We start from the raw sequence: 20,872 nt of genomic DNA on the forward strand, positions 1-20,872 counted from the left end.
AAATGCCCTGCCTGCCAGGGCATTTTGCCGTCTACGATTCAACTTGCGACCCACCAGGCCGACAAACTGGCACTATCAAGCAAATGACTCGCAGAGATAACGGACATGTCCCTACGCACCCTGCTCACCGCCCTCGTGATGACCGTCAGCGCTTGCGCCATGGCCGCCACTGAAGTCGTCAACCTGAACAACCGCACCAGCGCCGACCTGCTGCCCGTGGCGCAGAACTTCATTGGCAAGGACGGCACCGTCAGCGCCTACGGCAACCAGCTTATCGTTAACGCTGAGCCAGCCAGGATCGAGGGCTTGCGCGCACTGCTCGGCCAATTGGATACACCGGCCAAACGCCTGCTGATCACCGTCGATACCAACGAGCACAACCAACAGAACAGCGGTGACAGCCAGACCCGCATCATCAGCTACGGCACTGCCAGCCGCGACGGTGGCGTGCAGCAGATCCAGGCCAGCGAAGGCGTGCCCGCGCTGATCCAGGTCGGCCAGAGCGTACCGCTGACCACCACGCAACAGGACAGCTATGGCCGCCTGCAAAACCAGACCCAGTATCGCAACGTCACCCAAGGCTTTTACGTGACCGCCAGCGTCACTGGCGAGACCGTGCACCTGGCCATCAGTACCAACCGTGACCGCATGAGCCAGGAACGTCCCGATGTAGTGAACGTGCAAAGCACCGACACAACCGTCAGCGGCCGCTTGGGCGAGTGGATCCCCCTGGCCGGCATCAATCGTGAAACCCAGGCGGACAAATCCTCTACAACCCGCAGCTACTCTACTCAGGGCCGCGATGACCTGACTTTACGGGTCAAGGTCGACACCCTGAACTGAAGCACCGAAAACTGACTGGCAAGTCGCATTAGACTAAAGATGTAGTGCTTCAAAAAAAGCACTACAAAACATTTGACGAGCCAAAAAAGCATGGGCATGATGGCCTCGCTCCCGCTAATCAGGGGCCCTGGCAAGGGCCTTCGGATCGCCGCTCTAAGCTACCCACCTGAGCCGATTCGTGTCTGTACCGCCCACAAGGTGTGTTTGACGTTGGTTGCGACTGGAACGAAGTTGTCCCGAGGGACGGAAGCCAACCAGGTAACCCGGCTACACACTGATGGATCGTACAAAGGCCCACGACGCCCGAAGACCGTTCGCAGTTTGCCCTTACCTGCTCAACTCCCCCTTGAGCCCCATCGTTCATACCGTCGCCTACCTCCGTCAGATTTGACTTGAACACCAAAGCTTCTGGTCAGCGAGCAACCCTACCCAGGCAACGAATGCCGGGCTGGCAAACGGATACTTCAAACAAGACGCGACGAGGTTTTTCCCCATGGCACTGACACGCGAACAGCAAATTGCAGCCCTCGAAAAAGATTGGGCTGAAAACCCACGCTGGAAAGGCGTGACCCGCGCTTATTCCGCTGCTGACGTCGTCCGCCTGCGTGGCTCGGTCCAACCTGAGCACACTTTTGCAAAACTCGGCGCCGAGAAGCTGTGGAACCTGGTCACCCAAGGTGCCAAGCCGTCCTTCCGTCCCGACAAAGATTTCGTCAACTGCATGGGCGCCCTCACTGGCGGCCAGGCAGTCCAGCAGGTAAAAGCCGGTATCCAGGCGATCTACCTGTCCGGCTGGCAAGTGGCAGCGGACAACAACTCCGCTGAATCCATGTACCCCGACCAATCGCTGTACCCGGTGGACTCGGTGCCAACCGTGGTCAAGCGCATCAACAACTCGTTCCGTCGTGCCGACCAGATCCAGTGGAAAGCCGGCAAGAACCCGGGCGACGAAGGCTACATCGACTACTTCGCGCCAATCGTGGCTGACGCCGAAGCCGGTTTCGGTGGCGTACTCAACGCCTACGAGCTGATGAAGAGCATGATCGAGGCAGGCGCTGCCGGCGTGCACTTCGAAGACCAGCTGGCTTCGGTGAAAAAATGCGGCCACATGGGCGGCAAGGTACTGGTACCGACCCAGGAAGCCGTGCAGAAGCTGACCGCTGCCCGCCTGGCCGCTGACGTTGCCGGCACACCGACCATCATCCTGGCCCGTACCGACGCCAACGCGGCAGACTTGCTGACCTCGGACTGCGACCCCTACGACCAACCATTCGTTACCGGCGAGCGCACCCAGGAAGGCTTCTATAAAGTGCGCGCCGGCCTCGACCAGGCAATCGCCCGTGGCCTGGCCTACGCGCCGTACGCCGACCTGATCTGGTGCGAAACCGCCAAGCCGGATCTGGACGAAGCCCGTCGTTTCGCCGAAGCGATCAAGAAGGAATATCCGGACCAACTGCTGTCCTACAACTGCTCGCCTTCTTTCAACTGGAAGAAGAACCTGGACGACGCGACCATCGCCAAGTTCCAGCGCGAACTGTCAGCCATGGGCTACAAGCACCAGTTCATCACCCTGGCCGGTATCCACAACATGTGGCACAGCATGTTCAACCTGGCGCACGACTACGCCCGCAACGACATGACCGCCTACGTAAAGCTGCAGGAGCAGGAATTCGCTGACGCCGCCAAAGGCTACACCTTCGTGGCGCACCAGCAGGAAGTGGGCACCGGCTACTTCGACGACATGACCACCGTGATCCAGGGCGGCACCTCGTCCGTGACCGCGCTGACCGGTTCGACCGAAGAAGAGCAGTTCCACTAAGTACCGCTTACACGGCCACTGCGGCCCCACGGAAGACCTAACCGCAGTGCCGCGCAACAATCACGCCCCGACTGGTTCGGGGCGTTTTTTTTGCCTGGGAATCACCGAAAACCAATGGTGGGAGCTGGCTTGCCTGCGATGGCCATAGGTATCTACATAACTCTGTTAGCTCAACGGTAACCACGATGCGAAGCGAGCCGCTCTTGATCTTGATCTGCTTTTGATCTTAGGCGCCCCGTTAAACCACGCTGGCCGGAATTCGACAGGGATTTGGGGGGTAAACCGGCAGGGATGCCGGTTTAGCCGCCCCGCGCCATGGATGGCGCGTGGCGGCGGCCCCCCAAATCACTGGCGGATTACGGGCACACCGAGCCTAAGCGAGGTGCCGAGTGGTGGGGCAAGAGCGCTTTGCTTACTTTCGCGCTTTTCGAAAGTGAGCCGCCGTCAGGGCGGAACCCTAAGGGGCCGTTACCGCAGGAATGGATATGTACACGGTCCAACTGTGTTGACTGTCAGGCCGTCTTCGCAGGCAAGCCAGCTCCCACATTGGATCGCGGGGCATCAGTTATATCTGTGTCGGCTGCCAGGCCGTCACGGGAGCAAGCTCCCTCGCCACAGATTTAGCGTCGTGCCGAAGTTGTGTAGATACCTATGCTGCGATGGCGGTGGGTCAGAGGCAGGTGTTTCAGCTGATCCGCCGCCATCGCAGGCAAGCCAGCTCCCACATTGACCGCGCCCTATCCATAGTTTTTTACTAAAAACATTGATCCAGAGCGGTATCCGCCCACATCCGATCGGTTAAAAGAACCGTTGCGACAACTAAGCGACACTCAAGCAAGTAACGGTAACTTCCCGCGCCACATGAGAAACACTCGCTTACACCCCTCGCAAACAATATTCATTATCATTTGGCACCTGAAAACTTCGTTACAGCTTAAACAAAACATAATTGATGAAAAGCCCGCTAATGCCCACACCACAAGGGCTACAGCCCCAAGAAGGTGCACTATGTGCTTATTCCACCGAATAATTTCGCCCTGGGAATTTTACTTGCCCGGTGTTTAGCCATAAAATCACCGCGATTGATTGCAGTGCGACATATCGTCACTGCATCGTTACTTTTTCGAGCTCAGAGACCTTTGCTCTCTGTTAAGGATTTCCAGCATGACCGACGCGACAGGACTCATGGCCCACAACTGGGGCTTTGCCATTTTCCTTCTCGGTGTTGTAGGCCTTTGCGCCTTCATGCTCGGCGTGTCCAGCCTCCTCGGGTCAAAAGCCTGGGGCCGCAGCAAAAACGAACCGTTCGAATCCGGCATGCTGCCTACAGGTGGCGCCCGCTTGCGGCTCTCAGCCAAATTCTATCTGGTCGCGATGTTGTTCGTGATCTTCGATATCGAAGCCCTCTTTCTCTTTGCATGGTCTGTGTCCGTCCGCGAAAGCGGCTGGACCGGATTCGTCGAAGCTCTCGTTTTCATAGCAATTCTGTTGGCAGGTCTTGTCTACCTGTTCCGAGTGGGCGCCCTTGACTGGGCTCCGGAAGCTCGTCGCAAGCGGCAAGCGAAGCTGAAACAATGAGGCTTTGGCAATGCAATACAATCTCACCAGGATCGACCCGGATGCTCCTAACGAGCAGTACCCCATCGGCGAACGGGAAACCGTTTCCGACCCGTTAGAAGACCAAGTCCACAAAAACATCTACATGGGCAAGCTGGAAGACGTGCTGAGTGGCGCGGTCAACTGGGGGCGTAAAAACTCCCTGTGGCCGTACAACTTCGGCCTTTCGTGCTGCTACGTGGAAATGACCACCGCCTTCACGGCGCCCCACGACATCGCGCGCTTCGGCGCCGAAGTTATCCGGGCCTCGCCGCGCCAGGCGGATTTCATGGTTATCGCCGGTACCTGCTTCATCAAGATGGCGCCGATCATCCAGCGTCTCTATGAGCAAATGCTCGAACCTAAATGGGTTATCTCCATGGGTTCGTGCGCCAACTCCGGTGGCATGTACGACATCTACTCGGTCGTTCAAGGGGTGGACAAGTTCCTGCCCGTGGACGTCTACGTGCCTGGCTGCCCGCCCCGTCCCGAAGCGTTCCTGCAAGGCTTGATGCTGTTGCAGGAATCGATTGGCAAGGAGCGTCGCCCACTGTCCTGGGTGGTCGGTGATCAAGGCGTTTATCGCGCCGAGATGCCGTCTCAAAAGGAACAGCGCCGCGAACAGCGAATCGCAGTCACCAACCTGCGCAGCCCCGACGAAGTCTGATCCAGCACCGCTTCTTTTATAGAACGAAAACCTGGCTTCATTCTTTACGTTGACCGAAAGCGATAAAAAACCATGACTACAGGCAGTGCTCTGTACATCCCGCCTTATAAGGCAGACGACCAGGATGTGGTTGTCGAACTCAATAACCGTTTTGGCCCTGACGCCTTCACCGCCCAGGCCACACGCACCGGTATGCCGGTGCTGTGGGTGGCGCGTGCCAGGCTCGTCGAAGTCCTGACCTTCCTGCGCAACCTGCCCAAGCCGTACGTCATGCTCTATGACCTGCATGGCGTGGACGAGCGTCTGCGCACCAAGCGCCAGGGCCTGCCGAGCGGCGCCGATTTCACCGTGTTCTACCACCTGATGTCGCTGGAACGTAACAGCGACGTGATGATCAAGGTTGCGCTGAGCGAGAGCGACCTGAGCATCCCGACCGTGACCGGTATCTGGCCGAACGCCAGCTGGTACGAGCGTGAAGTCTGGGACATGTTCGGTATCGACTTCCCGGGCCACCCGCACCTGACGCGCATCATGATGCCGCCGACCTGGGAAGGTCACCCGCTGCGCAAGGACTTCCCTGCCCGCGCCACCGAATTCGACCCGTTCAGCCTCAACCTGGCCAAGCAGCAGCTTGAAGAAGAGGCGGCGCGCTTCCGCCCCGAAGACTGGGGCATGAAGCGTTCCGGCACCAACGAGGACTACATGTTCCTCAACCTGGGCCCGAACCACCCTTCGGCTCACGGTGCCTTCCGTATCATCCTGCAACTGGACGGCGAAGAGATCGTCGACTGCGTCCCGGACATCGGCTACCACCACCGTGGCGCCGAGAAGATGGCCGAGCGCCAGTCCTGGCACAGCTTCATCCCGTACACCGACCGTATCGACTACCTCGGCGGCGTGATGAACAACCTGCCGTACGTGCTCTCGGTCGAGAAGCTGGCCGGCATCAAGGTACCGGACCGCGTCGACACCATCCGCATCATGATGGCCGAGTTCTTCCGCATCACCAGCCACCTGCTGTTCCTGGGTACCTATATCCAGGACGTCGGCGCCATGACCCCGGTGTTCTTCACCTTCACCGACCGTCAGCGCGCCTATAAGGTCATCGAAGCCATCACCGGTTTCCGCCTGCACCCGGCCTGGTACCGCATCGGCGGCGTGGCCCACGACCTGCCGAACGGCTGGGAACGCCTGGTCAAGGAATTCATCGACTGGATGCCCAAGCGCCTGGACGAGTACCAGAAAGCCGCCCTGGACAACAGCATCCTCAAGGGCCGCACCATCGGCGTCGCGCAGTACAACACCAAAGAGGCCCTGGAATGGGGCGTCACCGGTGCCGGCCTGCGTTCCACCGGTTGCGATTTCGACCTGCGTAAAGCGCGCCCGTACTCCGGCTACGAGAACTTCGAGTTCGAAGTACCGCTGGCGGCCAATGGCGATGCCTACGACCGTTGCATCGTGCGCGTCGAAGAAATGCGCCAGAGCCTGAAGATCATCGAGCAGTGCATGCGCAACATGCCGGCCGGCCCGTACAAGGCGGATCACCCGCTGACCACGCCGCCGCCCAAAGAGCGCACGCTGCAGCACATCGAAACCCTGATCACGCACTTCCTGCAGGTTTCGTGGGGCCCGGTGATGCCGGCCAACGAATCCTTCCAGATGATCGAAGCGACCAAGGGTATCAACAGTTATTACCTGACGAGCGATGGCGGCACCATGAGCTACCGCACCCGGATTCGTACCCCAAGTTTTGCCCACTTGCAGCAGATCCCTTCGGTGATCAAAGGCGAGATGGTCGCGGACTTGATTGCGTACCTGGGTAGTATCGATTTCGTTATGGCCGACGTGGACCGCTAAGCATGAACAGCACGCTTATCCAGACAGACCGTTTCACCTTGAGTGAAACCGAGCGCTCGGCCATCGAGCACGAGCTGCATCACTACGAAGACCCGCGCGCGGCGTCTATCGAAGCCCTGAAGATCGTCCAGAAGGAACGTGGCTGGGTGCCCGACGGCGCCCTCTACGCCATCGGCGAGATCCTCGGCATCCCCGCCAGCGACGTTGAAGGCGTGGCGACGTTCTACAGCCAGATCTTCCGCCAGCCGGTGGGCCGCCACATCATTCGTGTGTGCGACAGCATGGTCTGCTACATCGGTGGCCATGAGTCCGTGGTCAGCGAGATCCAGAACAAACTGGGCATCGGCCTCGGCCAGACCACCCCGGACGGCCGCTTCACGCTGCTGCCGGTGTGCTGCCTGGGCAACTGCGACAAGGCGCCGGCGTTGATGATCGACGACGACACATTCGGTGACGTACAGCCCGCTGGCGTCACCCAATTGCTCGAGGGCTACCCATGACCCTGACTTCCTTCGGCCCGGCCAACCTGATCAAGCGTTCGGCCGAGACTCACCCCCTTACCTGGCGCCTGCGTGACGACGGCGAGCCGGTATGGCTCGACGAGTACCAGGCCAAGAACGGCTACGCGGCTGCGCGCAAAGCCTTCGCCGACATGGCCCAGGACGATATCGTCCAGACCGTGAAGGACGCCGGCCTCAAGGGCCGCGGCGGTGCGGGCTTCCCTACCGGCGTGAAGTGGGGCCTGATGCCCAAAGACGAATCCATCAACATCCGTTACCTGCTGTGCAACGCGGATGAAATGGAGCCCAACACCTGGAAAGACCGCATGCTGATGGAGCAACTGCCCCATCTGCTGATCGAAGGCATGCTGATCAGTGCCCGTGCGCTGAAAACCTACCGTGGCTATATCTTCCTGCGTGGCGAGTACACCACCGCCGCCAAGCACCTGAACCGTGCCGTGGAAGAAGCCAAGGCCGCCGGCCTGCTGGGCAAGAACATCCTCGGCTCCGGTTTCGACTTCGAACTGTTCGTGCACACCGGCGCCGGGCGTTATATCTGCGGTGAAGAAACCGCACTGATCAACTCCCTCGAAGGCCGCCGCGCCAACCCGCGTTCCAAGCCGCCCTTCCCCGCCGCCGTCGGCGTATGGGGCAAGCCGACCTGCGTGAACAACGTCGAGACCCTGTGCAACGTGCCGGCGATCATCGCCGACGGCGTGGACTGGTACAAATCCCTGGCCCGCGAAGGCAGCGAAGACATGGGCACCAAGCTCATGGGCTTCTCCGGCAAGGTCAAGAACCCAGGCCTGTGGGAGCTGCCGTTCGGCGTGACCGCTCGCGAGCTGTTCGAGGACTACGCCGGCGGCATGCGCGACGGCTACACCTTGAAAGCCTGGCAGCCAGGCGGTGCCGGCACCGGTTTCCTGCTCCCTGAGCATCTGGATGCACAAATGTATGCCGGCGGTATCGGCAAGGTGGGCACCCGGATGGGTACTGGCCTCGCGATGGCGGTGGACAACACGGTGAACATGGTCTCGTTGCTGCGCAACATGGAGCAGTTCTTCGCCCGCGAGTCCTGCGGTTTCTGCACCCCATGCCGCGACGGTTTGCCGTGGAGCGTCAAGCTGCTGATGGCCCTGGAAAATGGCGAAGGCCGCGAGGGTGACATCGAAACCCTGCTCGGCCTGGTCGGCTTCCTCGGCCCAGGCAAGACCTTCTGCGCTCACGCACCGGGCGCCGTGGAGCCATTGGGCAGCGCAATCAAATACTTCCGCTCGGAGTTCGAAGCCGGCATCGCGCCCACCAGCGCCGCCGTCCCGCCTCTGGCAAAGCCGATCGTAGTCGGCGCGTAACGCTTAAACAGGCGAAGGGTCCGTGCCCTTCGCCTGCTCATGTGCTGACGCCGTAAAGGCTGTGTAGATGCACATGAATAACAAGATTCCATTAGCCACGCCCGCTGACAACGGGCCAACGAAGAACTTTGAACCATGGCCACTATCCACGTAGACGGCAAAGCGCTCGAAGTCGATGGGGCGGACAACCTGTTACAGGCGTGTCTGTCACTCGGCCTCGACATCCCGTATTTCTGCTGGCACCCCGCTCTCGGTAGCGTCGGTGCCTGTCGCCAGTGTGCGGTCAAGCAATACACCGACGAAAACGACACCCGTGGTCGTATCGTCATGTCCTGCATGACCCCAGCCACCGACAACACCTGGATCTCCATCGACGATGAAGAATCCAAGGCGTTCCGCGCCAGCGTCGTCGAATGGCTGATGACCAACCACCCCCACGACTGCCCGGTCTGTGAGGAAGGCGGTCACTGCCACCTGCAAGACATGACGGTGATGACCGGCCACAACGAGCGCCGTTATCGCTTCACCAAGCGCACCCACCAGAACCAGGACCTCGGCCCGTTCATTTCCCACGAAATGAACCGCTGCATCGCCTGCTACCGCTGCGTGCGCTTCTACAAGGACTACGCCGGCGGCACCGACCTCGGCGTATTCGGCGCCCACGACAACGTGTACTTCGGTCGCGTTGAAGACGGCGTGCTGGAGAGCGAGTTTTCCGGCAACCTCACTGAGGTTTGCCCGACCGGTGTATTCACTGACAAGACTCACTCCGAACGCTACAACCGTAAGTGGGACATGCAATTTGCACCAAGCATCTGCCATGGCTGCTCCAGCGGTTGCAATATCTCCCCGGGCGAGCGCTACGGCGAACTGCGTCGTATCGAAAACCGCTTCAATGGTTCGGTCAACCAGTACTTCCTGTGCGACCGTGGCCGTTTCGGCTACGGCTACGTCAACCGCGAAGACCGCCCACGCCAGCCCCTGCTGGCCGATGGCGCCAAGCTGAGCCTGGACGCCGCGCTGGATAAGGCTGCCGACCTGCTGCGTGGCCGCACTATCGTCGGTATTGGTTCGCCACGCGCCAGCCTCGAAAGCAACTTCGCGTTGCGCGAGCTGGTAGGTGCCGAGCACTTCTACTGCGGTATCGAAGCGGGCGAGCTGGAGCGCATCCGCCTGGTCCTGCAAGTGCTGAACGACAGCCCGCTGCCCGTGCCGAACATGCGCGACATCGAAGACCACGATGCGATCTTCGTACTTGGTGAAGACCTGACCCAGACCGCTGCACGCATCGCGCTGTCGCTGCGTCAGTCGGTCAAAGGCAAGGCCGAAGAAATGGCCGACGCCATGCGCGTACAGCCGTGGCTCGACGCTGCCGTGAAGAACATCGGTCAGCACGCGCTGAACCCGCTGTTTATCGCTTCCCTGGCTGAAACCAAGCTCGACGACATCGCTGAAGAATGCGTACACGCCGCGCCGGACGACCTGGCGCGCCTCGGTTTCGCCGTGGCCCACGCCCTCGACGCCAGCGCACCCGCCGTTGAAGGCCTGGACGCTGAAGCTGTCGAGTTGGCTCAGCGCATTGCCGACGCCCTGCTGGCGGCCAAGCGCCCGCTGATCATTGCCGGTACCTCGTTGGGTTCCAAGGCGCTGATCGAAGCCGCCGCCAACATCGCCAAGGCCCTTAAGCTGCGCGACAAAAATGGCTCCATCAGCCTGGTGGTGCCGGAAGCCAACAGCCTGGGCCTGGCAATGCTCGGTGGCGAGTCCGTGGACGCGGCGCTGCAAGCGGTGATCGACGGCAACGCCGACGCCATCGTGGTGCTGGAAAACGACCTGTACACCCGCACCGCTGCCGCCAAGGTTGACGCTGCACTGGACGCGGCCAAAGTGCTGATCGTCGCCGACCACCAGAAGACCGCCACCAGCGACCGCGCCGACCTGGTGCTGCCAGCCGCCACCTTCGCCGAAGGCGACGGCACACTGGTCAGCCAGGAAGGCCGCGCCCAACGCTTCTTCCAGGTGTTCGATCCGAAGTACATGGACGCCAGCATCCTGGTGCACGAAGGCTGGCGCTGGCTGCATGCCCTGCGCGCCACCCTGCTGAACCAGCCGATCGACTGGACCCAACTCGACCACGTGACCGCTGCCACCGCCGCCAGCGCGCCGCAGCTTGCTCGTATCGTGGATGCCGCGCCTTCTGCCGCGTTCCGCATCAAGGGCCTGAAACTGGCACGTGAGCCGCTGCGTTACTCCGGTCGTACCGCCATGCGTGCTGACATCAGCGTGCACGAGCCACGTACCCCGCAAGACAACGACACCGCGTTTGCCTTCTCCATGGAAGGTTATTCGGGTTCGGCCGAACCCCGTCAGCAGGTGCCGTTTGCCTGGTCGCCGGGCTGGAACTCGCCGCAAGCCTGGAACAAGTTCCAGGACGAAGTCGGTGGTCACATCCGCGCTGGCGACCCGGGCACCCGCCTGATCGAAACCAGCGGTGACTCGCTGAACTGGTTCGCTGCGGTACCGCGTCCGTTCAATCCGGCGCCGGGTACCTGGCAGGTCGTGCCGTTCTTCCACCTGTTCGGCAGCGAAGAAACTTCTTCCAAGGCCGCGCCGGTTCAAGAGCGCATTCCTGCCGCCTATGTGTCCGTGGCCAAGTCCGAAGCCGACCGCCTGGGCGTCAACGACGGTGCCCTGCTCAGCGTCAGCGTGGCCGGCCAGACCCTGCGCCTGCCGCTGCGTATCAACGATGAGTTGGGTGCCGGCCTGGTTGCACTGCCTAAAGGCATCGCCGGTATTCCGCCTGCCATTTTCGGCAAAACCGTTGACGGTCTGCAGGAGGCAGCGCAATGACTTGGTTCACGCCGGAAGTAATTGACGTGATCATCTCGGTGGTCAAGGCCATCGTGATCCTGTTGGCCGTGGTCGTCGCGGGCGCGCTGCTCAGCTTCGTCGAACGTCGCCTGCTGGGCTGGTGGCAGGACCGTTACGGTCCGAACCGCGTTGGCCCGTTCGGCATGTTCCAGATCGCTGCCGACATGCTGAAAATGTTCTTCAAGGAAGACTGGACCCCGCCGTTTGCCGACAAGGTGATCTTCACCCTGGCACCGGTGGTAGCCATGAGCGCCTTGCTGATTGCGTTTGCGATCATCCCGATCACCCCGACCTGGGGCGTGGCGGACCTGAACATCGGTTTGCTGTTCTTCTTCGCCATGGCCGGTTTGTCGGTATACGCGGTGCTGTTCGCCGGTTGGTCGAGCAACAACAAGTTCGCCCTGCTGGGCAGCTTGCGTGCCTCGGCCCAAACCGTATCCTATGAAGTGTTCATGGGGTTGGCACTGATGGGCATCGTGGTGCAGGTTGGCTCGTTCAACATGCGCGACATCGTCGAGTACCAGGCGCAGAACCTGTGGTTCATCATTCCGCAGTTCTTTGGCTTCTGCACCTTCTTCATCGCTGGCGTGGCCGTGACTCACCGTCACCCGTTCGACCAGCCGGAAGCGGAACAGGAACTGGCCGACGGTTACCACATTGAATATGCCGGCATGAAGTGGGGCATGTTCTTCGTCGGTGAGTACATCGGCATCATCTTGATCTCGGCCCTGCTGGTCACGCTGTTCTTCGGCGGCTGGCACGGTCCGTTTGGCATCCTGCCGCAGTTGGCCTTCTTCTGGTTCTTCCTGAAGACCGCGTTCTTCATCATGCTGTTCATCCTGCTGCGCGCCTCGATTCCGCGCCCGCGCTATGACCAGGTGATGGATTTCAGCTGGAGATTCTGCCTGCCGCTGACCCTGATCAATTTGCTGGTGACGGCTGCCGTCGTGTTGTTGAACACGCCCGCTGCCGCGGTTCAGTGAGGATTTGACCCATGTTCAAATATATTGGCGACATCGTTAAGGGTACCGGTACCCAGTTGCGAAGCCTGGTGATGGTGTTCGGTCACGGCTTTCGCAAACGCGACACCCTGCAATACCCCGAAGAAGCGGTGTACCTGCCGCCGCGCTATCGCGGCCGCATCGTACTGACCCGCGACCCCGACGGCGAAGAACGTTGCGTAGCCTGCAACCTGTGCGCCGTGGCGTGCCCGGTGGGTTGCATTTCCCTGCAGAAAGCTGAAACCGAAGATGGTCGCTGGTACCCGGACTTCTTCCGCATCAACTTCTCGCGCTGCATTTTCTGCGGCCTCTGCGAGGAAGCTTGCCCGACCACCGCGATCCAGCTCACCCCGGATTTCGAGATGGCCGAGTTCAAACGTCAGGACCTGGTGTACGAGAAAGAAGATCTTTTGATCTCTGGTCCCGGTAAAAACCCTGATTACAACTTCTATCGTGTTGCAGGTATGGCCGTTGCCGGTAAGCCAAAAGGCGCCGCACAAAACGAAGCCGAGCCGATCAACGTGAAGAGCTTGCTGCCTTAAGGAAGAAAGATGGAATTCGCTTTCTATTTCGCATCGGGTATTGCAGTGGTGTCCACGCTTCGCGTGATCACCAACACTAACCCCGTGCACGCCCTGCTCTACCTGATCATTTCGCTGATCGCCGTGGCCATGACCTTTTTCAGCCTCGGCGCACCGTTCGCCGGTGTACTGGAAGTGATCGCCTATGCCGGCGCCATCATGGTGCTGTTCGTGTTTGTGGTGATGATGCTCAACCTGGGGCCGGCTTCGGTCGCCCAGGAGCGCGTCTGGCTCAAGCCCGGCATCTGGCTCGGCCCGGTTGTCCTCGCAGCGCTGCTGCTGGGTGAACTGCTGTATGTGCTGTTCGCTCACCAGAGCGGCCAGGCCATCGGCCACACCACCGTAGACGCGAAAGCCGTGGGCATCAGCCTGTTCGGCCCGTACCTGCTGGTGGTCGAACTGGCTTCGATGCTGCTGCTCGCCGCAGCCATCACTGCCTTCCACTTGGGCCGCAACGAAGCCAAGGAGCAATGACGATGCCTGCTATCCCTTTGGAGCATGGTCTGGCGGTCGCCGGCATCCTGTTCTGCCTTGGCCTGGTCGGCCTGATGGTTCGCCGTAACATTCTGTTCGTGTTGATGAGCCTGGAAATCATGATGAACGCTGCGGCACTGGCGTTCATCGTGGCAGGCGCACGTTGGGGCCAGCCGGATGGGCAAGTGATGTTCATCCTGGTGATCAGCCTGGCAGCCGCCGAAGCCAGTATTGGCCTGGCGATCCTGCTGCAGCTGTATCGTCGCTTCCACACGCTTGATATCGACGCTGCCAGTGAGATGCGCGGATGAACATGATCTTTCTGACTTTCGTATTCCCCCTGATCGGTTTCCTGCTGCTGTCGTTCTCTCGCGGGCGCTGGTCGGAGAACCTCTCGGCCCTGATCGGCGTGGGCTCCATCGGCCTGTCGGCCATCGTGGCCGCCTACGTCATCTGGCAATTCAACGTGGCGCCGCCCGAAGGTGGTCACTACACCCTGGTGCTGTGGCAGTGGATGGCGGTCGAGGGCTTCAAGCCCAACTTCGCTCTCTACATCGACGGCCTGTCGATCACCATGCTCGGCGTGGTGGTGGGTGTGGGTTTCCTGATCCACCTGTTCGCGTCCTGGTACATGCGCGGTGAAGCGGGCTACTCGCGCTTCTTCTCGTACACCAACCTGTTTATCGCCAGCATGCTGTTCCTGGTGCTGGGCGATAACCTGTTGTTCCTGTACTTCGGCTGGGAAGGCGTGGGCCTGTGCTCGTACCTGTTGATCGGTTTCTACTACAGCAACCGCAACAACGGTAACGCAGCACTCAAGGCGTTTATCGTCACCCGCATCGGCGACGTGTTCATGGCCATCGGCCTGTTCATCCTGTTCCAACAGGTGGGCACGCTGAACATCCAGGAACTGCTGGTGCTGGCACCGCAGAAATTCCAGGTCGGCGACTTCTGGATCACCCTGGCCACCCTGATGCTGCTGGGCGGTGCCGTGGGTAAATCTGCGCAACTGCCGCTGCAAACCTGGCTGGCGGATGCGATGGCCGGCCCTACCCCGGTATCGGCACTGATCCACGCCGCCACCATGGTGACCGCCGGTGTCTACCTGATCGCCCGTACCCACGGCCTGTTCACCCTGGCGCCGGACATCCTGCACCTGGTGGGCATCGTCGGCGGCGTGACCCTGGTACTGGCCGGCTTCGCCGCGCTGGTACAGACCGACATCAAGCGTATCCTCGCCTACTCGACCATGAGCCAGATCGGCTACATGTTCCTGGCCCTGGGCGTCGGCGCCTGGGACGCGGCGATCTTCCACCTGATGACCCACGCGTTCTTCAAGGCCCTGCTGTTCCTCGCCTCCGGCGCCGTGATCGTGGCCTGCCACCACGAGCAGAACATCTTCAAGATGGGCGGCCTGTGGAAGAAACTGCCACTGGCGTACGCCAGCTTCATCGTCGGTGGTGCCGCCCTGGCAGCCCTGCCGCTGGTGACCGCCGGTTTCTACTCCAAGGACGAAATCCTCTGGGAAGCTTTCGCCAGCGGTAACCAGAACCTGCTGTACGCAGGCCTGGTAGGTGCGTTCATGACCTCGCTGTACACCTTCCGCCTGATCTTCATCACCTTCCACGGTGAAGCCAAGACCGAAGCGCACGCAGGCCACGGCATCTCCCACTGGTTGCCACTGTCGGTGCTGATCATCCTGTCGACGTTCGTGGGCGCGATGATCACCCCGCCACTGCACGGTGTGTTGCCACAAAGCGTCGGCCATGCCGGTGGCGAAGCCCAGCACAGCCTGGAAATCGCCTCGGGCGCCATCGCCATCGCCGGTATCCTGCTGGCGGCTCTGCTGTTCCTCGGCAAGCGTCGCTTCGTGACTGCCGTGGCCAACAGTGGCATTGGTCGCTTCCTGTCGGCCTGGTGGTTCGCCGCCTGGGGCTTCGATTGGATCTACGACAAACTGTTCGTCAAACCTTACCTTGCGATCAGCCACATGCTGCGCAAAGACCCGCTCGACCAGACCATCGGTTTGATCCCGCGTGCCGCCAAGGCCGGTCACACCGCCCTGAGCCGCAGCGAGACCGGCCAATTGCGTTGGTATGCAGCGTCCATGGCGGCGGGTGCCGTTCTGGTGATCGGCGCCATCGTCGTGGTAGCGGTCTGACTATGTTTAAGTGCACTGCGTACTTTGCGAACTTGCGAAAGGAAACGAGCCCGTCATGATTCTGCCCTGGCTAATCCTGATCCCCTTTATCGGCGGCCTGCTCTGCTGGATGGGTGAACGCTTCGGCGCCACCCTCCCCCGCTGGATTGCGTTGCTGACCATGTCCCTGGAACTCGCGCTCGGCCTCTGGCTGTGGGCCCATGGTGACTATTCATTCGCGCCGGCACCAGGTGTCGACCCCACCTTCGCGCTTGAATTCAAGCACGTGTGGATCCAGCGCTTCGGCATCAACGTGCACCTGGCCCTCGACGGCCTGTCGCTGTTGATGATCCTGCTGACCGGCCTGCTGGGTATCCTCTCGGTACTCTGCTCCTGGAAAGAGATCCAGCGTCACGTGGGCTTCTTCCACCTGAACCTGATGTGGATCCTGGGCGGCGTTGTCGGCGTGTTCCTGGCGCTGGACCTGTTCATGTTCTTCTTCTTCTGGGAAATGATGCTGGTGCCGATGTACTTCCTCATCGCGCTCTGGGGTCACAGTTCTTCGGACGGCAAGAAAACCCGGATCTACGCAGCGACCAAGTTCTTCATCTTCACTCAGGCTTCCGGCCTGATCATGTTGGTGGCGATCCTGGGCCTGGTACTGGTCAACTTCAACAACACCGGCGTGATTACCTTCAACTACGCCGACCTGTTGAAAACCAAGATGTCGTTGACCACCGAGTACGTGCTGATGCTGGGCTTCTTCATCGCCTTCGCGGTGAAGCTGCCGGTGGTGCCGTTCCACTCCTGGTTGCCTGACGCCCACGCCCAGGCGCCGACTGCCGGTTCCGTGGACCTGGCCGGTATCCTGTTGAAGACCGCTGCCTACGGCCTGCTGCGCTTCGCCCTGCCGCTGTTCCCGAATGCTTCGGCCGAATTCGCGCCGATTGCCATGACCCTGGGTCTGATCGGGATCTTCTACGGTGCGTTCCTGGCTTTCGCGCAAACCGACATCAAGCGTCTGATTGCCTTCTCGTCCGTTTCCCACATGGGTTTCGTACTGATCGGTATCTACTCCGGCAGCCAACTGGCGTTGCAAGGCGCAGTGATCCAGATGTTGGCCCACGGTGTTTCGGCCGCCGCCCTCTTTATCCTCAGTGGCCAGCTGTACGAGCGCCTGCACACCCGTGACATGCGTGAAATGGGTGGCGTGTGGTCGCGCATTGCGTACCTGCCGGCGATCAGCCTGTTCTTCGCCGCCGCATCCCTCGGCTTGCCGGGTACCGGTAACTTCATCGGCGAGTTCCTGATCCTGATGGGTGCCTTTGTACAGACGCCGTGGATCAGCGCCATTGCTACCTCCGGCCTGGTGTTCGGTTCGGTCTACTCGCTGATCATGATCCACCGCGCCTATTTCGGCCCGGCCAAGTCCGACACCGTCCTGCAAGGGATGGATGCGCGCGAACTGATCATGGTGCTCGGCCTTGCGGTGTTGCTGATCTTCATCGGCGTGTACCCGCAACCGTTCCTGGACACTTCTGCCGCAACGATGCATGGCGTGCAGCAGTGGTTCGGCACCGCCTTCTCTCAACTCGCTTCGGCCCGGTAAGAGCGCTATGGAATTCACGATCCAACACTTTATCGCGCTTGCGCCGCTGCTGATTACCAGCCTCACCATCGTGGTGGTGATGCTGGCAATCGCCTGGCGCCGCAATCACTCGCAAACGTTCCTGCTGTCCTGCGCCGGGTTGAACCTGGCCCTGCTGTCGATCATCCCGGCCCTCAAGGTCGCGCCACTGGCCGTCACGCCATTGATGATGGTCGATGACTTCGCGCTGCTGTACATCGCCCTGATCCTGGTGGCGACCCTGGCCTGCGTCACCCTCGCCCACGCCTACCTCGGCGAAGGCGGCACCGGCTACCCGGGCAACCGCGAAGAGCTGTACCTGCTGATCCTGCTGGCTGCGGCCGGCGGTATCGTGCTGGTCAGCGCGCAGCACCTGGCCGGCCTGTTCATCGGCCTGGAACTGCTGTCGATCCCAACCTACGGCCTGGTGGCCTACGCCTTCTTCAACAAGCGCTCCCTGGAAGCCGGCATCAAGTACATGGTGCTGTCGGCCGCCGGTTCCGCGTTCCTGTTGTTCGGTATGGCCCTGCTCTACGCCGAAGCCGGCAGCCTGAGCTTCACCGGTATCGGCCACGCGCTGGCCGCCACCAACAGCCCGGCGCCGATTGCCCAGTTGGGCCTGGCGATGATGCTGATCGGCCTGGCGTTCAAGCTGTCGCTGGTGCCGTTCCACCTATGGACCCCGGACGTGTACGAAGGCGCCCCGGCGCCGGTGGCAGCGTTCCTGGCCACTGCGTCCAAGGTGGCCGTGTTTGCGGTGATGGTGCGCCTGTTCCAGATCTCCCCCGCCGCCAACACGGGCGTGCTGAGCAACGTGCTGACCGTGATCGCCATTGCGTCGATCCTGTTCGGTAACCTGCTGGCGCTGACCCAGAACAACCTCAAGCGTCTGCTGGGTTATTCGTCCATCGCCCACTTCGGCTACCTGCTGATCGCCCTGGTGGCGAGCAAAGGCCTGGCCGTGGAAGCCATCGGCGTGTACCTGGTCACCTACGTGATCACCAGCCTGGGTGCGTTCGGCGTCATCACCTTGATGTCGTCGCCGTACAAAGGCCGTGACGCCGACGCCCTGTACGAATACCGCGGCCTGTTCTGGCGCCGTCCGTACCTGACCGCCGTGCTCACCGTGATGATGCTGTCCCTGGCCGGCATTCCGCTGACAGCGGGCTTTATCGGCAAGTTCTACATTGTCGCGACCGGTGTCGAAGCCCACGAATGGTGGCTGGTTGCCTCGCTGGTACTGGGCAGCGCCATCGGCGTGTTCTACTACCTGCGCGTGATGGTCACCCTGTACCTGATCGAGCCAAACCTGCGCCGTGTGGATGCCGAGCTGCATTGGGAACAGAAGGCAGGCGGCGTCATGCTGCTGGCCATCGCCCTGCTCGCGTTCTTCCTGGGCGTGTACCCACAACCGTTGCTCACCCTGGTGCAGCACGCGGTGCTGGGCGTTTGATCGCTTAGGTTGATGCAGTAAACAGAACGGCGCCTTTGGGCGCCGTTTTGCGTTTCAGAGGCGAGGTATTAGAGAGGCGGTGCATTCACCATCGCCTTCGCGGGCAAGCCCGCTCCCACAGGGGAACGCTTTCAAAATGTGGGAGCGGGCTTGCCCGCGAAGGCGCCAAAACAAACACCCCAGAACTGTCTGACCCAATACAGGGTTAACCTGGGCCGACAGCCACAGGCAAAAAAACGCCCCGACTTATAGCGGGGCGTTTTTTATTCAAACTGGGGATTGGTCAAGGCCGCAACCTTAGAACGCGATACCCACCTTGAAACCATACTCATCACGCTTGAGCTTGGTGTTGTCGGCCACATAGGAGTCGTTATCGAGCTTGTACTCGGTGCGGGTGTAGTACAGGCCCGCCATCACTGGCAGGTCGCCCTTCTGGTTCATCAGCAGGCTGACTTCGGCGTAAGGGTTGGTGCGGTCCTTGAGGTCCACGCTGTCGCTGCCAACGCCGTCCACCTTGAGCTTGGCGCGACCATCGATGGTGTGACGGGCGCCGGCTTCAACGCGCAGGGTCATGTCATCGAACTGGTGGTTGTAGCCCAGGGCTGCCTTGGCAAACGGCGACTTGTTGGTGAGTTTCATGTCGTAGCCATTGGTGTCCGGCTCGTAGCGGGTCCAGGTGTAGCCACCGCCCACGATCACATCGACGAAGTTGCGCGCATCCAGCGCGGCACGCCAGCCGAGGTCGAGGTCGGCCTGGCCTTCCTTGAGTTTGTTATCGCTTTTTTCGCCGTACTTGGCTTCGATACCGGCCTGGTAGATAAAGCCCGACTCGGCGGTGAGCTTGTTGCCGAAGTTGTAGAACAGGCCAGCTTCGGGCATGTGGTCCTTGTCGCTTTCGCTGCCGCCTTCAAGTTTGAAGTCGTTGTAGCTGCCCATGATCCCGAACGTGGAAATCGGGTCGGTGGAAGGTGCTGCGAACACCACGCCAGGCGCAGCCACCAGGGCCAGCAACGAGGTGTTCTTGAGGAATTTTCCGAATAGTTTGGACATCGTTTTACATCTCCATTTTAAGGTGGGCAAAGTATTCAGGAATCGGTTCGAACCTTGGCGTTTGCAAAAAGTTCGAACTGATTTGCACCAACATGGAGAAAAAACGGTTCAGCGAAGGCTCTATCTCAATACTCTTCGAGATCGGCCCTGATCAGGTGCTCAACCGCTTCGCGAAGTTGGGGCTGAGCCGGCAAACAAATGCCGAAGGTGTCGCGCAATAACGTCAGCAACTCATCAGCACTCTCCAGCTTGCGCTTCTCGCTGGGCCGATCCAGGTAATGAACCGCATAGCGGGCGTTGGCCAACGTGTGGCGCCTGCCAGGCGCAAGCAGCGCGGCTTTCAACTGCCCTACGAACGGGGAGCCTGGGTGCGTGGAGACGTACCAGTTGCCGATTTCATAGTCGATGTCGGCCTGGGTTTGCAGATCGAACACGTACAGGCCACGCCACTCCTCGCCCACCTGCGCCCACAGCGTGTAGCTGCCGTGATTGAGCGTCAGGCGATAAGGCTCATGAGCGGTGGCCTGGGGGGCGTCGTTGTCCAGTTGCAACGGGCTGCTGGGCACCATGCCGCCAAAACCGACATCGGTGATATAGCGCACGCCGTCGAGGGTCACCAGGCTCAAGCGATGGGTTCGCCCAGTGTGGGCGTCCGGTGGGCCGCCGATCACCACACGCCCGGTGATGCCGCGGGCCTCGAAGCCCAGTTCCTGCAAGAGTGCCAGGAACAGCTGGTTCAACTCGTAGCAATAGCCGCCGCGTCCCTCGTGCAGTACCTTGCGCTCAACGCTGGGAAGGTCGATCGGTACCGGTGCATGCATCAAGGTCGACAGGCTTTCAAAGGCAAAGCTGCACACATGGCGCAGTTGCAAGTCCCGCAGGGTTTGCAGGGTGGGCGGCGGTGGCGAGGCATAGCCCAGGCGTTGCAGGTACAGGCGGCTATCGGTGAGTGTGTGCATGGCGCGATCCTTGGGCGCAGGGCAAGAGCGTCACTATGCCGCGCCTCTGCCTGCGTTGTCATTTTGAATGAACCTTTTGGAG

Annotated in this window: 17 protein-coding genes; 15 read left to right on the forward strand and 2 right to left on the reverse strand. The window is 60.8% G+C overall.

Going from position 1 to position 20,872, the window contains the following annotated elements; genetic code table 11:
- Positions 1-105: 105 nt before the first annotated feature.
- The 15 genes from CLM72_RS16460 (at position 106) to nuoN (ending at position 18,781) form a co-directional block, all read left to right on the forward strand.
- Positions 106-843, forward strand: coding sequence for a secretin N-terminal domain-containing protein (locus tag CLM72_RS16460; RefSeq protein WP_105227169.1), 738 nt, complete (start codon positions 106-108; stop codon positions 841-843).
- Between the two features lie 493 nt (positions 844-1,336).
- On the forward strand, positions 1,337-2,662 hold the full coding sequence (gene aceA / locus CLM72_RS16465; RefSeq protein WP_003174717.1) for an isocitrate lyase: 1,326 nt from the start codon (positions 1,337-1,339) through the stop codon (positions 2,660-2,662).
- 1,164 nt (positions 2,663-3,826) lie between these two features.
- Positions 3,827-4,240, forward strand: coding sequence for an NADH-quinone oxidoreductase subunit A (locus tag CLM72_RS16475; protein WP_003192109.1), 414 nt, complete (start codon positions 3,827-3,829; stop codon positions 4,238-4,240).
- 10 nt (positions 4,241-4,250) lie between these two features.
- Entirely contained in the window at positions 4,251-4,925 is a 675-nt protein-coding gene (locus CLM72_RS16480; RefSeq protein WP_003174719.1) for an NADH-quinone oxidoreductase subunit B family protein, read from the forward strand.
- Between the two features lie 72 nt (positions 4,926-4,997).
- Positions 4,998-6,782: an NADH-quinone oxidoreductase subunit C/D gene (nuoC, locus tag CLM72_RS16485; protein WP_003192111.1), complete on the forward strand. Its 1,785-nt coding sequence runs from the start codon at positions 4,998-5,000 to the stop codon at positions 6,780-6,782.
- Between the two features lie 2 nt (positions 6,783-6,784).
- Entirely contained in the window at positions 6,785-7,282 is a 498-nt protein-coding gene (gene nuoE / locus CLM72_RS16490; protein ID WP_003174721.1) for an NADH-quinone oxidoreductase subunit NuoE, read from the forward strand.
- Positions 7,279-8,634 (forward strand): NADH-quinone oxidoreductase subunit NuoF, encoded by a 1,356-nt coding sequence (nuoF, locus tag CLM72_RS16495; protein ID WP_032896666.1) that lies wholly within the window; start codon positions 7,279-7,281, stop codon positions 8,632-8,634. The genes nuoE and nuoF overlap by 4 nt, the downstream gene beginning before the upstream one ends.
- A gap of 135 nt (positions 8,635-8,769) precedes the next feature.
- Positions 8,770-11,484, forward strand: a complete 2,715-nt coding sequence (gene nuoG / locus CLM72_RS16500) for an NADH-quinone oxidoreductase subunit NuoG (RefSeq protein ID WP_105227171.1) — start codon at positions 8,770-8,772, stop codon at positions 11,482-11,484.
- Positions 11,481-12,488 (forward strand): NADH-quinone oxidoreductase subunit NuoH, encoded by a 1,008-nt coding sequence (nuoH, locus tag CLM72_RS16505; RefSeq protein WP_003174724.1) that lies wholly within the window; start codon positions 11,481-11,483, stop codon positions 12,486-12,488. Before nuoG ends, nuoH begins: the two co-directional genes overlap by 4 nt.
- 11 nt (positions 12,489-12,499) lie before the next feature.
- Complete coding sequence (gene nuoI / locus CLM72_RS16510) at positions 12,500-13,048, forward strand: NADH-quinone oxidoreductase subunit NuoI (RefSeq protein WP_003174725.1); 549 nt, start codon at positions 12,500-12,502, stop codon at positions 13,046-13,048.
- A 9-nt stretch (positions 13,049-13,057) separates the two neighbouring features.
- Positions 13,058-13,561, forward strand: coding sequence for an NADH-quinone oxidoreductase subunit J (nuoJ, locus tag CLM72_RS16515; RefSeq protein ID WP_003174726.1), 504 nt, complete (start codon positions 13,058-13,060; stop codon positions 13,559-13,561).
- Positions 13,562-13,563: 2 nt separating this feature from the next.
- The gene (gene nuoK, locus CLM72_RS16520; protein WP_003174727.1) at positions 13,564-13,872 is read left to right on the forward strand and encodes an NADH-quinone oxidoreductase subunit NuoK; all 309 of its coding nucleotides are present in this window, start codon (positions 13,564-13,566) and stop codon (positions 13,870-13,872) included.
- Positions 13,869-15,722 (forward strand): NADH-quinone oxidoreductase subunit L, encoded by a 1,854-nt coding sequence (gene nuoL / locus CLM72_RS16525; protein WP_105227172.1) that lies wholly within the window; start codon positions 13,869-13,871, stop codon positions 15,720-15,722. Before nuoK ends, nuoL begins: the two co-directional genes overlap by 4 nt.
- A 55-nt stretch (positions 15,723-15,777) precedes the next feature.
- The gene (gene nuoM / locus CLM72_RS16530) at positions 15,778-17,310 is read left to right on the forward strand and encodes an NADH-quinone oxidoreductase subunit M (protein ID WP_014718913.1); all 1,533 of its coding nucleotides are present in this window, start codon (positions 15,778-15,780) and stop codon (positions 17,308-17,310) included.
- A 7-nt stretch (positions 17,311-17,317) separates the two neighbouring features.
- The gene (gene nuoN, locus CLM72_RS16535; RefSeq protein ID WP_003174731.1) at positions 17,318-18,781 is read left to right on the forward strand and encodes an NADH-quinone oxidoreductase subunit NuoN; all 1,464 of its coding nucleotides are present in this window, start codon (positions 17,318-17,320) and stop codon (positions 18,779-18,781) included.
- 297 nt (positions 18,782-19,078) lie between these two features.
- Here the strand turns inward: nuoN and CLM72_RS16540 are convergent, their stop codons facing one another.
- Both CLM72_RS16540 and CLM72_RS16545 read right to left on the reverse strand, forming a co-directional pair.
- Complete coding sequence (locus CLM72_RS16540; protein WP_034127889.1) at positions 19,079-19,831, reverse strand: outer membrane beta-barrel protein; 753 nt, start codon at positions 19,829-19,831, stop codon at positions 19,079-19,081.
- 125 nt (positions 19,832-19,956) lie between these two features.
- Positions 19,957-20,790 (reverse strand): arylamine N-acetyltransferase, encoded by an 834-nt coding sequence (locus tag CLM72_RS16545; RefSeq protein WP_105227173.1) that lies wholly within the window; start codon positions 20,788-20,790, stop codon positions 19,957-19,959.
- Between the last annotated feature and the right edge of the window lie 82 nt (positions 20,791-20,872).

Source organism: Pseudomonas sp. MYb193, from assembly GCF_002966775.1.
Classification (GTDB): Bacteria; Pseudomonadota; Gammaproteobacteria; order Pseudomonadales; family Pseudomonadaceae; genus Aquipseudomonas; species Aquipseudomonas paracarnis.

Bases quoted from the DNA above. Each gene is read 5' to 3' on its own strand.
- nuoH (WP_003174724.1), top strand. From the start codon at position 11,481: ATGACTTGGTTCACGCCGGAAGTAATTGACGTGATCATCTCGGTGGTC.
- nuoF (WP_032896666.1), top strand. From the start codon at position 7,279: ATGACCCTGACTTCCTTCGGCCCGGCCAACCTGATCAAGCGTTCGGCC.
- CLM72_RS16475 (WP_003192109.1), top strand. From the start codon at position 3,827: ATGACCGACGCGACAGGACTCATGGCCCACAACTGGGGCTTTGCCATT.
- nuoN (WP_003174731.1), top strand. From the start codon at position 17,318: ATGGAATTCACGATCCAACACTTTATCGCGCTTGCGCCGCTGCTGATT.
- CLM72_RS16540 (WP_034127889.1), bottom strand. From the start codon at position 19,831: ATGTCCAAACTATTCGGAAAATTCCTCAAGAACACCTCGTTGCTGGCC.
- CLM72_RS16545 (WP_105227173.1), bottom strand. From the start codon at position 20,790: ATGCACACACTCACCGATAGCCGCCTGTACCTGCAACGCCTGGGCTAT.
- nuoE (WP_003174721.1), top strand. From the start codon at position 6,785: ATGAACAGCACGCTTATCCAGACAGACCGTTTCACCTTGAGTGAAACC.
- aceA (WP_003174717.1), top strand. From the start codon at position 1,337: ATGGCACTGACACGCGAACAGCAAATTGCAGCCCTCGAAAAAGATTGG.
- nuoL (WP_105227172.1), top strand. From the start codon at position 13,869: ATGAACATGATCTTTCTGACTTTCGTATTCCCCCTGATCGGTTTCCTG.
- CLM72_RS16480 (WP_003174719.1), top strand. From the start codon at position 4,251: ATGCAATACAATCTCACCAGGATCGACCCGGATGCTCCTAACGAGCAG.
- nuoG (WP_105227171.1), top strand. From the start codon at position 8,770: ATGGCCACTATCCACGTAGACGGCAAAGCGCTCGAAGTCGATGGGGCG.
- nuoJ (WP_003174726.1), top strand. From the start codon at position 13,058: ATGGAATTCGCTTTCTATTTCGCATCGGGTATTGCAGTGGTGTCCACG.
- nuoM (WP_014718913.1), top strand. From the start codon at position 15,778: ATGATTCTGCCCTGGCTAATCCTGATCCCCTTTATCGGCGGCCTGCTC.
- CLM72_RS16460 (WP_105227169.1), top strand. From the start codon at position 106: ATGTCCCTACGCACCCTGCTCACCGCCCTCGTGATGACCGTCAGCGCT.
- nuoC (WP_003192111.1), top strand. From the start codon at position 4,998: ATGACTACAGGCAGTGCTCTGTACATCCCGCCTTATAAGGCAGACGAC.
- nuoI (WP_003174725.1), top strand. From the start codon at position 12,500: ATGTTCAAATATATTGGCGACATCGTTAAGGGTACCGGTACCCAGTTG.
- nuoK (WP_003174727.1), top strand. From the start codon at position 13,564: ATGCCTGCTATCCCTTTGGAGCATGGTCTGGCGGTCGCCGGCATCCTG.